This window comes from Paenibacillus phytohabitans (genome assembly GCF_013141775.1).
Taxonomy (GTDB): domain Bacteria; phylum Bacillota; class Bacilli; order Paenibacillales; family Paenibacillaceae; genus Paenibacillus_AQ; species Paenibacillus_AQ phytohabitans.
This window is the reverse complement of the sequence record NZ_WHOB01000088.1, coordinates 153300-164822: the sequence shown is the minus strand read 5'-3', so window position 1 is coordinate 164822 and position 11523 is coordinate 153300. Positions and strand designations below refer to the sequence as shown.

The following is an 11523-nucleotide window of genomic DNA, read 5'->3' as shown; positions in this document are numbered from 1 at the left end:
CGTTTGGCGCGACTTTTATAACCATAGAATCCATAGTCCACCGTGAAATGTCATGTACACTCTGAAATCTGATATGATAAAGGTTAAATAGTTAACGGAACATTTTGCTATTACAGGAATCAGGAGGATATTCAGTAGATGGCTCATATATTAGTAGTTGAAGATGAACAGCCGATCAGCGATTTGATAACCATGAATCTTAAGCTGGTTGGACACACGTATTCCAAAGTGTATACCGGTTCAGAGGTTGGCGGAATGCTGGAACAGGAGCGGACGGATCTTATCCTGCTTGATGTGATGCTTCCCGGTCTCGACGGGTTTGAAGTGATGCAGCAGATCGCTCCTTTGCGGATTCCGGTCATTCTGATTACGGCCAAAAATGCACTCTCCGACCGCATCAGAGGCTTCGAGCTGGGTGCGGAGGATTATATAATCAAACCGTTTGAAATCCTGGAGCTGCTGGCCCGGATTAACGTTGTGCTGCGTAGGAATGAACAAGCTGCCCCTGCTTTTATTTGCGATGCGGTGGAAGTCAGGTTTCCGGAACGGCAGGTCCGGGTAGATCAGCAACCGGTTGATTTGACCACCAGAGAATTTGAGCTGCTCGAAGTACTGATACGTAACCGGAATATCGCCCTTTCGAGAGAAAAGCTGCTGGAGCTGGCCTGGGGTTATGACTTTGCCGGAGACACCCGCACCGTGGATGTTCATATCCGCCAGCTGCGCAAAAAGCTCGGCTGGGAAGAACGGATCAAAACTGTATTCAAGCTGGGCTACCGCCTGGAAGTTCAGGTCTAGCCATGCGGTTCTGGCATAAGATTCTGCTCGCCGTCCTTGTTCTTTTCATAGCCGCTCTTGATGTTAGTGTGATAATGGTGATGAAAAAAAGCTGGCAGCTGAATATGGATAGCGAAACCAGGCGTGCGGCCAGTGAACAGCTGCTGATCACCAACAATATATACGAGAATCTGGATTCGATCCGGACACGTGGCCTAACCCTCACCCCTGCACTGATGGTCAGTGTGGCTAAGTCGTATGGGGAACACTACCGCAAACAGGGAATAGGACTGGAGTTGCGGGAGGACGGACAGCTTATCTACCCCAATCAGGCAGGGAAGAGCGCTGTGGAGGATGAGCATGTGATGACGCTGGCTATGCCGCTCCCTGCTCCTTATCAGCATCTGGAGCTGACTTACAAGCGCGACATCAGCGGGCTGTATGCCCAGCAGCAGGAGCTTAACCGCTTTTTCGTGATGATTAACTGGATCGTCGGTCCATTGCTGTTGCTGTTGCTTTACCTTCTGATCCGGCACCTGACGAGGCCCCTCAAGCTGCTGTCCGAGACGACCAAAACGATTGCCGAAGGCAACTATTCTAACCGTGTGGAGCTGAACAGCAGGGATGAATTCGGGGAGCTGGCCTTCAACTTTAACCGGATGGCTGCTGTGGTGGAACAGCGGATGACGGACCTTGCAGGCATGGCCGAGGATAAACAGCGGATGGTTGATAATCTTGCCCATGAACTGCGGACGCCGATGACCAGCATGCAGGGATTTGCTGAACTTCTCACCTCGGCGAATATTGGCCAGGAAGATCAGATCAAGGCCGGTCACTATATTTTAACTGAGACTGTCCGGCTCAAGAATCTGGCCTTCAAGCTGCTTGATTTGTCCGTTCTGCGGCATCAGCCACTGGTGCAGGCAGAGGTGGATGTGGCAGCCCTGTTCCAGGCGGTAGCGCAATCCGAGCTGCAGAAGGCAGCAGAGCACGGATTACTGCTGCAGATGGACAGCTCTATTCCCGCCGTGTGGGGGGATGCGGATCTTCTGGCATCCTTTCTGGTAAATCTGATTGAGAATGCCATTCCTGCCTCCCAGCCAGGCAGCATCATCCGCCTGCTTGCCTTTGAGCAGAACGGTGAAGGGGTGCTGGAAGTGCAAGACAGCGGAGCCGGCATGACGGAAGAGCAGAGTAAGCGTGCGTTCGAGCCGTTCTACCGCGCAGATCCGGCGCGTTCGCGGACCTACGGCAATGCTGGCCTCGGCCTCTCCTTGTGCCGGCAGATTGCCGAGGCGCATGAGGCCAGGGTTGAGCTGCAATCTGTCGTTGGTCAGGGGACAAGCATCCGCATCTTTTTACAACTCCATAACAACTGCTCCTCTACTCTATAACATCCCGGGATTAAGGTATAGACAGAGTTAGTATCTTAATCTGATGGAGGTAATACAATTGAAAACAAAGAAATGGTCGGCTACGGTGGCTGTCATCTTAGTCTCTGGAGGTGTATTCGCAGCCAGTGCATTTCTCGTCCCCAGCCTGATGAACTCTGCAGTCGTCGCTAAGAACAGCACGGCAACGCAGGACAATGTCCGGCTAAGTCTGGCAGAAAGCACTGTTCCTGTGTTAAAAGTAGAGGCACCTGTGCCGGTATCTACCGTGAATGATGATCTGCTTAAGCAGATGACAGAGGTGCAAATCCAGCAGATCTATGATTATATAGAGAAGCCGGGTGATCCCAAAGTTTCAGGCCGGGAAATGACCGATCCGGAAATGAAACGCCATCTGGTTCTGCAAGATCAGTATGTATATGATGGCGTACGGCCCCGGAAGCCAATGCCCCTAGCGCCGGGTCAAGGTGCTTTGTATCTGGATATGAATACCAATACGTACCACTATCCAGAGAAGACCTGGACCGATGAAGAGCATCTGCAGTTGATTGACTGGTACTCCCGCTTGAATTATGTATTATCCAAACGATATGTGACTGCGCCTCCCCTTCCTCAGAAGCATAGCAAGTCTGAAGTAGAGGCGCTGGCGGCTGAAAGTGTGCGCAGGCTGTATGATGCCGATGTGTCCAAGCTAGACACCTATGTTGCACTACCTGAACAGGAATATGGCTTTCGTTCAACCTGGAGGGTTCACTTCGCTCCGTACAAGTCATCTACCTTGCGCGGACAAGGCCAGGAATTCTGGGAATATGATGTGCAGATCGATCCGGAGACCGGGATCGCAGTGGATACGACAGCCATTAATGGGGCGTTGAAAAGAACGCCTATCGATGCAGCTGCCGCAGCTGCCATCCTCAAGGATAACAGCTGGATCAATAGAGCTACTCAGGTCGTGAAGGACAAGCAGGGAGAGAAAAGAAAGATAGTCAAAGCTTATCTGACCGATACTGAGGTGAACAACAAACGCGGGATGGTAGCAGTGGATGTGTTATTAGAAGACGGCAGCAAATATAATGCGGAGTTCCGCTATCCGAGTAAGGTGCTGCGCTGTCTGATCTATGAACCTGCCGTAAAAGAAAAATAAAAGAAAGCCATACCTTTTGCTACAGGAAAGACAGTCCTGATGATCAAGCAGTCCTTGATTCGTCAGGACCTTTTTTGTACTTTGGGGCAGGAAAAAACATAGGATTGTTTATTATTAAGGGAGGACTCCACCAGGCAACGCAGAACATACTTACATTAGAGGAAGATGGTGTGAGTGTAGGTCATTGAAAATTTATTGAATGAGGTGGAGAGATGAGAATTCATTGCCTGCAGCATGTCCCTTTTGAAGCGCCGGAGGAAATTGCAGTCTGGGCCGGGAACAGAGGGCATGTGCTTACAACAACCTTAATGTATGAAGCACAGGCTCTGCCGTCTATTGATGAGTTTGATATGCTCGTAATCATGGGCGGACCGATGGGAGTCAATGATGAGGAAATGATCCCCTGGCTGAAGGGGGAGAAAGCCTTCATTGACGCAGCCATCCGCTCGCGCAAGCTGACGCTTGGAATCTGTCTGGGAGCCCAGCTGATTGCCGAACAAATTGGCGGAGAAGTCTATAAAAACAAGTGGAACGAGATCGGCTGGTTCCCTGTGAGATTGTCCGGGGATGCCAATACGTCTACCTTCTTCAGAGCGTTCCCGGAGCAGTTTGTACCGTTTCACTGGCATGGAGATACCTTCAGCCTACCCGCCGGAGCCAAGAGGCTGGCGTTCAGCTTGGGCTGTGCCAATCAGTGTTTTGAATATGAGGATTATGTAGCCGGCCTGCAGTTTCATCTGGAGGTTAATGACCCCAGCATCCGGAAAATCATCGGGAACTGTGCCGAGCAGCTGAAGCGGGAGGAGTATGTTCAAACGCAGTCTGAGATGGTGAATCAGCTTGAGAAAGTAAAAGCATCCAATGAACTGATGTTCACGCTCCTCGATGCAATGGAAGACAAATTCCTGTCCAGATCCTAGCTGCCCTGGCTCGCCATAGAAAGGAATATACGATGAAAAATTTAAATGTCGCTATACCGACTCCTTTCCGGGAGGATGAAAGCTTAAATGTTGACGGATTTAAGGCCATTGTAGAGTATCAGAAGCAGAACGGTATAGAATCACTGCTTGTCTCAGGAAGTACCGGTGAACAGCATTCCATGAGCATAGAGGAGAGACTGCAGATCATTGAATATTTTGACCAGCAGCGCTTTCAGGATATTGAGCTTGTCTTCGGGGCTTCCGCTATAAGAACACGGGATGCGGTACGTCTGGTGAAGGCGCTGGAGACCTCCGTAATCGATGTAATTCTGATCGGTTTCCCTCCGTATATCCGGCCCATGCAGGAGCAGGCAGTTGCTTATGTGGAAGAGCTGCTTAGCCATACGACCAAGCAGGTGGCCCTGTATAATAATCCCGGCCGGACCGGGTTCGATTTGACTCCAGACTCGCTTCATTCGTTAATTAACCGGTACCCCAACATCGTTGGCTATAAAGAAACAGGGGATTTGCAGCGTCATCTGCCGCTAACTTACCCGGATTATTTCATCATGTTTGCTGCAGGAGATGTCAAGCTGGTGGACAATTTCGTCACAGGCGGATGTAAGGGTCTCTCAAGTGTGGCTGGTAATATATATCCGCAGGAAATTAAACATACCGTCGAACAGCTGCTTCAGCATAAACAGGTTGACGCTAAGCCGGTCGAGGATCTGGTATCACGGGTCATAAGCGGGCATGCGATTATTAACATCAAACAGCACTATAACAGCTTGGGGATTAATGCAGGAGTCTGCCGTGCTCCGCTCATCTAATTAATAATTAAGCTATATAAATATTAATCTCCTTACTTATTGTGTTGGGGAATAGCTCTGACCCATGCATTATACCTGTTAATGAGGTAGACTGGATTCAGCAGAAAGTAGGGGTATCATGCGCAAATTCTTCATAACAGATATCCATGGCGACAAAGAGGGATTAGAGCTCCTGCTCGGGCATGCCGGGGCTGACTTGAAACGGGATCAGCTGGTCTTTGGCGGGGATATGATTAACCGGGGGAAAGATTCGGCAGGTGTAGTAAAATATATTAAAGAACTCACGGAGCGGCATCCCGGCCAGGTTCACGCGCTCATCGGCAATCATGAAGAAATGATGGGCGATTACATCAAAAACGGTGACAGGCTCTGGCTGAGCCATGGCGGGCATGACACGCTGGAGAGCTTTGCCCGGGCTTTTTCCGATCAGAAGGAGCGGCAGGCGCATATGGAATGGGCTTACTCCTTGCCCCTGTATTATGCAGATGAAGAATTTGTGTATACACATGCCGGACTTTGTACAGTGGAGCCTCTGGAGCAGCAGAGCCGGGAGATATTGTGGATGACGGAATATGAGTTCTACCGGCAGCCGCGGGAAGAGCTGCTTACATTAACGAACGGCAGGCCGGTGATTCATGGGCATACGCCGGTGGAACGGATATATTTTGACGGTGCCCGTATGAATTGTGATATGGGTTCCAACACCTACGCTGTGCTGGAAGAAAGGTCTCTTGGAATCGTGAATCTGACGGAGATGATCTACCATGTATACAAACAGGCAGATCAACGGCTGGAGAACCGGCGGATTGGACGCATTTAGCCCAAAAGCTGTACAGGGCCTGCTACGGTGTGGCGGGAGTGCTTGAGAAGAATGTATAAGTATTCGAAATGAACAAGAGAGGATTGAGAGAGATGAAGCATCCTTTTCACCTGAAGGCAGTATGGAACGGCGGACGTAACAGTGAGGGGCATATCGAAGCAGGCGGACTCCGCACGGTAATCTCGATTCCGCAGGAGATGGGCGGTCCGGGAACCGGAACGAATCCTGATGAGATGCTGCTGGGGGCAGCCTCGACCTGTTATTTGATTACGCTGGCAGCGATGCTAGAGCGTTCAGATATTGTACCACAGGAACTGACACTGGAGTCAGAGGCGACGGTAGATGTCACGAATAATGTATTTACGTACGAACGGATCGTGCACAAGCCGCGGGTGGTGCTCCAGGCAGATGCGACAGCGGCCCAGCTGAAGAAGGCAGAGCGGCTGGCACATATGGCAGAGGAGTCCTGTATGATCTCCAGAGCTGTGGCAGGGAATGTCTCGATGGAGACGCAGCCGGTTATTGAGATAGCCGTGGCAGGAAAATGAAGGCCGAATATCCGGCTAGCATTCCTGCGCACGGGGAGGTCCAAGCTCACAGATACACCGGCGGAGGAAGATGCTGCTCCAGCCGGTAAAGCGGCAGCTCCACAATCACGGAGGTACCCTTGGTGAATTCACTCTCGATCCGCAGCCGCCCGTCATGCAGCTCTATGATCTCCTTGCAGATGGCCAGGCCCAGGCCGCTTCCGGACTGGCGGGACCGTCCTTTGAAGAATTTGGTGCCGAGCTGTGCCAGGTCTGCGGCCTCGATGCCTTCGCCGTTGTCGGCTACGGTGGTGATGATGAGCTCCCCGTGTAACACTGCTGTAAGGCGGATGGCTCCCTGGGCAGGAGTGAATTTGAAGGCGTTGTCCAGCAAATTGACAAAAACCTGCTTCAGGCGGTTGAAATCACCGTCTACCGGCAGGGGCTGATCAGGAAGCTCGGCATAAAGGCGGATCTGTTTGGTCTGCCCCCGGTATCTGAACTGCAGCAGCAGATCCTCAAGCAGTCCCCTGAGATCATAAGGCTGGCGTACGATCTTGATCTCACCAGCCTGGAATTTGGAGAAGTCCAGCAGATCCTCGACCAGTCCGATGAGCCTGTCGGTCTCCCCGGTCATGACCTCAAGACCCTGCAGGGTCTCTTGTTTATCCGATAAATCACCTACCAGCAGCGTTTCGCCCCAGCCTTTGATCGAAGTAAGCGGAGTGCGCAGCTCATGAGTGACAGAGGAGATGAAATCATATTTGATCTTCTCGCTTTTGAGAATTTCCTCGGACATATAATTCAGTGTAACTGCGAGCGTACCGACCTCATCATCATATGGTTTGGCCGCCCGTACGGTGAAATTGCCGGTGGCCATTTCCTTCGCAACCCCGGTTAGCTGCTGGATCGGACCCACGATTCTTTTGGCGATCAGCAGACTCATCACGAACCCGAATCCAATTACAAGCAGGCCGACTGCAGCTGCATTCAGCACAATTCTCATAATAACGGCATATAAAGGTTCCGCAGAAACAGAGTAACGCAGCACGCCAATCGTACTTCCGGATTCCTTAAGTGCAATCGAGACGGCTATGATCCGCTCACCCTGTAACGGCTTAAGACTCTGGAAGCTTCCTTTGCCGCTGGTCAGCGCTGCTCTCACATCAGGGGTATTCACCTTCTCCTGACTTGAGAAGCCGAAGGAATTAATAATGACATTCCCGGCCGGACTCAGCACTTCCACCTTACTGCTCTCTTCAGGAGAGAGATTCTCCAGAATATAACGTGCCCGTTCACTCAGGGTATAACCCTCCAGATACTTGTTGAAAAAAGTCGCTGAAGTAGCGGCCCGGGAATTCAACGTTTCCATCGCGCTGCCCAGATAGTAGTAGTGGACGGCAGCAATGAAAACTCCCTCCAGCAGCAGGACGATCAGGAGCAGCATAAGGGTAATATAGACGATAAGCCTGGACCTGATTCCCTTTAGCAAAGTTAGCCCCTCCATATATAGCCGAATCCCCACACCGTTTCGAGGAACTGCGGCCCGGAGGACTCCTGCCCGATTTTTTGGCGGATTCGGCTGATATTCACATCTACAATCTTAAGGTCTCCCATGAAATACTGCCCCCACACGGCTGTCAGAATATCGTCCCGGTTCATCGCCTTGTTCGGCTGCTCCAACAGCAGCTTGACGATCATGAATTCGGTCGGGGTCAGCGGGATATCCTGCCCGTTCTTCAGTAATTTCCGTTCATCCAGCAGAAGGGTAAAAGGCGGAAGCTCCAGGTTGTTCTCCTGCGGCAGAGCTTCTCCGGGATACATCCGGCGGTACAGGGAGCGCACCCGCGCGACCAGCTCAACCGGACTGAACGGCTTGACCACGTAGTCGTCTGCACCGGCTTCGAGGCCCATGACCTTGTCTACTTCCTGGCTTTTGGCTGTGAGCATAATGATTCCTAGCCGGGGGAACTGTCCCCGGAGGCGGGTGCATACCTCGAAGCCGCTCATGCCTGGAAGCATCAGGTCCAGTATAGCAATGTCAAAATCCTTCCGGTCCCCGGCAATCCTCAGGGCCTCTTCACCGGTAGAAGCTTCAGCGACCTCGAAGTCTGCACGCTTAAGATTCACACACAGAAGATCCCGGATCGGCTTCTCATCTTCCAGTATCAGCACTTTCATGAACAGCCTCCTTATTATTGCCGGGGCTTCTGCGGCGTGCCGGCCAGCTGCACTGCTTCCTCAAGGGTCAGCTTCAGCTGATTATACTCCTGAAGGGAAGCACCCTGCAGCTTGGCTGCTGCACCGGCAGCGGGCATGACCGCAACGAACACCGTTGGCGCCGTATCATCATTGGTATTCTGCAGCTCATACAGCAGCTTATATTCTCTATTCTCTGACTTCAGCTTAGTCTCTGCTGCAGCCCAGTCCTTCTTGGCCAGCAGGCGAAGCTCAAGCAGCGGGGCCTGCCGGGCAGATTCGGCATTCTTGTAGCTGAAGCGGATATTCTCCCATGGCGCCGGTGACTCTCCCGGTGTCTCCAGAATCGTACGGCCAGCCCAGTCCTTAGGAATATGGAAGTTGAAGCCCCAGCGGTCAAACTGTTCTTCCACGAACTTCAGGCCGGTTCCGCCATCCCATTGATAATACTTGGTGATGAACGGAGTGGCCAGAGGGGCGTAACTCTCGGTGCCCGCAGGCGGTACGAGAAAGCCAATCTCGACAATCCCGTCACCGTTAATATCTGTGCTGGCCAGAGGGTAATCCTTGATGGCCAAGTTATTGCTGCCGAGCATTCCGTCAGGCGCCGGTGCCAGCGGCGTGAGTACAAGGTCCTTGCTGCCGGCAAGCGCAGTACGCTGATAATCATCTGATGCCAGTATATCAGTAAATTTACTATTTTCCCAAGTAAGCAGCGAAGTGTAGGAGGAGTGCGCACCCACTGCGGCATCGATGAATAAGGCACTTCGGGTAGGGGATGCCTTGGCGAACTGGGCCCCAATTACGTTCCCGTCAAGCTTCTGATCGGACAAGGTCTGCAGCGTACCGCCCTGGAGCCGGAGCAGCTGAAGGTGCGTCTCGGGTTGTGTATCTGTAATATAGGTTCCCTGAAGTACGGCAATATCGGTTTGCCCTTCCCCGGTCAGATCTCCAACCACTACCTGATCATAGGGCTGCTTGAGAATCTCGGATAATTTGCCGCTCTTCAGACTGTGGACAGATAACTCTTTACTTAGTCCTTCCCCGCCGCTATATCCAAGCAGCAGATCCTCCGCTCCATCTGCGGTAACATCGGTGAATGCCACGTAATCCAGCTCGCTGCCTACCCCGGTCAGAGTGGCGAGTTTACTCCACTTCCCGTCCTTTTGCGAGAGCAGGAGGGTATTGATTTCATAATCGGTCTGGTCTGTCTTATAGAAGGCCAGCAGCTCATCCTGCCCGTCCTTGTCGAGATCCTGCAATTGAATGGCGCTGCCGGATTCGGAATGGACAGGCACTGTTAAATGCGAATTGGCGGGAAGATATAATTTCACGATACCGGTTAAGGTGCCATCGGCATTGCCCTGTGCCGGGGCCTGAAGCAGATCGCTTGGCGCCTTCAGGGTGCCGCAGCCGGAGGTGATTATACTTAAGAATAGAAGGCCGCTCAGGCCGGGTATGAATTTGTTCATCCAGTTACTCTCCTTATGATTCATCTGTGGCTAGTATATCCCAACCTTTCTGGCAATTAGTTGCAAAATGGTAAAGGAGCTATCTGAATGTCTATAGGCGATGAAGCTAAGGTGCTAACGGGAAGCTGCGGCGTCTCTGCGGTGAACATTTGGACTTCCGGCCGCTGTTATGTTTGGATTTCCTGATCTAAACCGCTGATCGCGGTAGAAATCCAAACATAAAGGCGGACGCTATCGCTCCTACAGTTCCAAATTTCCCCTCCGGTCCTTCCGCTTCTGGTTATAAACCTTTGTTCCTCTGGAATATATACTTTCAGTTACGCTCCGGAGGAGAGGGAAGGAAAGGGCAGAAAGAGACGGGCTGTGGCTGCTCGTCCTATATGGAGCAGCAAGAGGAGCTGCCGGTGTTGTTCCGGCCTATACGGCAGCGGACGGGATGCTATGCATGGTACGGCTGCCATTGGCAGGGTCGGAAGCCAGTGCAAATATGTGTTCTACCCGGAGCTCGTGGAATGTGCTTTACGGTAGCTTTGCGGTGCCTGGCCGTAGCTTTTTTTGAAAGCTTTACTGAAGTAGCTCAGGTCGGCAAAGCCTGCCTGTTCCGCTACTTCCGAAATATTCGAGCCGGGGAGGAGGAGGAGTTCCCGGGCTTTTTCCAGCCGGATCTTGTTCATCCGTCCGACCAGCGTATGCCCTGTCAGCTTCTTGTACTCGCGGGATAAGTGGCCATAGCTCATGTGCAGCGATGCCGCTAGTTCTCCCACGTTCAGCCGGTCTCCCTGGAAATCCTCCAGGTAAACCTCGACCTTACGCACCAGCGGTTCAGAGCCGATTGCCGGGGTTTCGGTATGCCCCTCCAGTGTCTGCTGCAGCAGGCATAGACGCTCAAGCAGCCGGATTAGCAGCAGCTGCAGTCCCAGCTCTGACGGTTCTGCGGCAGCCGCTTCCTTAAGGAAGTGGGTCAGCATCACACTGAACCCTTCAGTATCACGATAAGCCCCCGGCTTCCATTCCTGAAGCGACTTCAGGCGCGAATACAGTGAACGGGTATCCTCTTCTGCGCGTCCGGGATCCGCGCGGCGGAGCCGCCAGCGGAAGCAAAGTCCTTCATGCGGGTTCCCCCGGGTGTAGGTATGAGAGTGCACCCTGCCGGGAGGGAAGAGGAAGAATTCGCCTTCACGCACAGTGATCTCGTCACCGTCAAAACGCGTGCCCAGCTGCCCGGATAGCACATAGTTGAATTCGAACCAGGTGTGGGCATGGGGCGGACACTTACTGGCGGTACCAATTTGTTCGAAAATGATATCAACCCATTCGATAACGGCGTCTTGAACACGGATCTCCTGACATAAGTTATTAAGTATAGGGGGGAGTTCGCTTTTGTAACGGCTAATATCCATTCATTAATTTCCCTTCCCAGGTGGGTTGTCTTCCGGTTGATGT

At 52.2% G+C, this 11523-nt stretch carries 11 protein-coding genes; 7 read left to right on the top strand and 4 right to left on the bottom strand.

Features of this window, described 5'->3' with window-relative positions; all coding sequences use genetic code 11:
• Nucleotides 1–138 precede the first annotated feature (138 nt).
• The 7 genes from GC101_RS29190 (at nucleotide 139) to GC101_RS29160 (ending at nucleotide 6430) form a co-directional block, all read left to right on the top strand.
• Nucleotides 139–798: a response regulator transcription factor gene (locus tag GC101_RS29190; protein ID WP_171720202.1), complete on the top strand. Its 660-nt coding sequence runs from the start codon at nucleotides 139–141 to the stop codon at nucleotides 796–798.
• A gap of 80 nt (nucleotides 799–878) precedes the next feature.
• The gene (locus tag GC101_RS29185) at nucleotides 879–2171 is read left to right on the top strand and encodes a sensor histidine kinase (protein WP_246354568.1); all 1293 of its coding nucleotides are present in this window, start codon (nucleotides 879–881) and stop codon (nucleotides 2169–2171) included.
• A gap of 58 nt (nucleotides 2172–2229) precedes the next feature.
• Entirely contained in the window at nucleotides 2230–3312 is a 1083-nt protein-coding gene (locus GC101_RS29180; RefSeq protein WP_171720200.1) for a hypothetical protein, read from the top strand.
• Nucleotides 3313–3524: 212 nt separating this feature from the next.
• Nucleotides 3525–4232, top strand: coding sequence for a type 1 glutamine amidotransferase (locus GC101_RS29175; RefSeq protein WP_171720199.1), 708 nt, complete (start codon nucleotides 3525–3527; stop codon nucleotides 4230–4232).
• Nucleotides 4233–4264: 32 nt separating this feature from the next.
• The gene (locus GC101_RS29170; protein ID WP_171720198.1) at nucleotides 4265–5062 is read left to right on the top strand and encodes a dihydrodipicolinate synthase family protein; all 798 of its coding nucleotides are present in this window, start codon (nucleotides 4265–4267) and stop codon (nucleotides 5060–5062) included.
• 118 nt (nucleotides 5063–5180) lie between these two features.
• Nucleotides 5181–5882 (top strand): metallophosphoesterase family protein, encoded by a 702-nt coding sequence (locus GC101_RS29165; RefSeq protein ID WP_171720197.1) that lies wholly within the window; start codon nucleotides 5181–5183, stop codon nucleotides 5880–5882.
• Between the two features lie 92 nt (nucleotides 5883–5974).
• The gene (locus GC101_RS29160) at nucleotides 5975–6430 is read left to right on the top strand and encodes an OsmC family protein (RefSeq protein ID WP_042139898.1); all 456 of its coding nucleotides are present in this window, start codon (nucleotides 5975–5977) and stop codon (nucleotides 6428–6430) included.
• 46 nt (nucleotides 6431–6476) lie between these two features.
• On the opposite strand, the gene GC101_RS29155 is transcribed toward GC101_RS29160, so the two are convergent.
• The 4 genes from GC101_RS29155 to GC101_RS29140 form a co-directional block, all read right to left on the bottom strand.
• A complete protein-coding gene (locus tag GC101_RS29155) occupies nucleotides 6477–7901 on the bottom strand; it encodes a sensor histidine kinase (protein ID WP_246354567.1) in 1425 nt (474 codons plus the stop codon).
• A gap of 2 nt (nucleotides 7902–7903) precedes the next feature.
• Complete coding sequence (locus GC101_RS29150) at nucleotides 7904–8590, bottom strand: response regulator transcription factor (protein ID WP_039305424.1); 687 nt, start codon at nucleotides 8588–8590, stop codon at nucleotides 7904–7906.
• Nucleotides 8591–8604: 14 nt separating this feature from the next.
• Nucleotides 8605–10080, bottom strand: coding sequence for an FG-GAP repeat domain-containing protein (locus tag GC101_RS29145; RefSeq protein WP_171720195.1), 1476 nt, complete (start codon nucleotides 10078–10080; stop codon nucleotides 8605–8607).
• A 494-nt stretch (nucleotides 10081–10574) separates the two neighbouring features.
• Nucleotides 10575–11480 (bottom strand): AraC family transcriptional regulator, encoded by a 906-nt coding sequence (locus GC101_RS29140; protein ID WP_171720194.1) that lies wholly within the window; start codon nucleotides 11478–11480, stop codon nucleotides 10575–10577.
• Nucleotides 11481–11523 lie beyond the last annotated feature (43 nt).

Coding starts and splice junctions, on each gene's coding strand:
- GC101_RS29190 (WP_171720202.1), top strand. CDS start 139: ATGGCTCATATATTAGTAGTTGAAGATGAACAGCCGATCAGCGATTTG.
- GC101_RS29185 (WP_246354568.1), top strand. CDS start 879: ATGAAAAAAAGCTGGCAGCTGAATATGGATAGCGAAACCAGGCGTGCG.
- GC101_RS29175 (WP_171720199.1), top strand. CDS start 3,525: ATGAGAATTCATTGCCTGCAGCATGTCCCTTTTGAAGCGCCGGAGGAA.
- GC101_RS29170 (WP_171720198.1), top strand. CDS start 4,265: ATGAAAAATTTAAATGTCGCTATACCGACTCCTTTCCGGGAGGATGAA.
- GC101_RS29165 (WP_171720197.1), top strand. CDS start 5,181: ATGCGCAAATTCTTCATAACAGATATCCATGGCGACAAAGAGGGATTA.
- GC101_RS29160 (WP_042139898.1), top strand. CDS start 5,975: ATGAAGCATCCTTTTCACCTGAAGGCAGTATGGAACGGCGGACGTAAC.
- GC101_RS29150 (WP_039305424.1), bottom strand. CDS start 8,590: ATGAAAGTGCTGATACTGGAAGATGAGAAGCCGATCCGGGATCTTCTG.
- GC101_RS29145 (WP_171720195.1), bottom strand. CDS start 10,080: ATGAACAAATTCATACCCGGCCTGAGCGGCCTTCTATTCTTAAGTATA.
- GC101_RS29140 (WP_171720194.1), bottom strand. CDS start 11,480: ATGGATATTAGCCGTTACAAAAGCGAACTCCCCCCTATACTTAATAAC.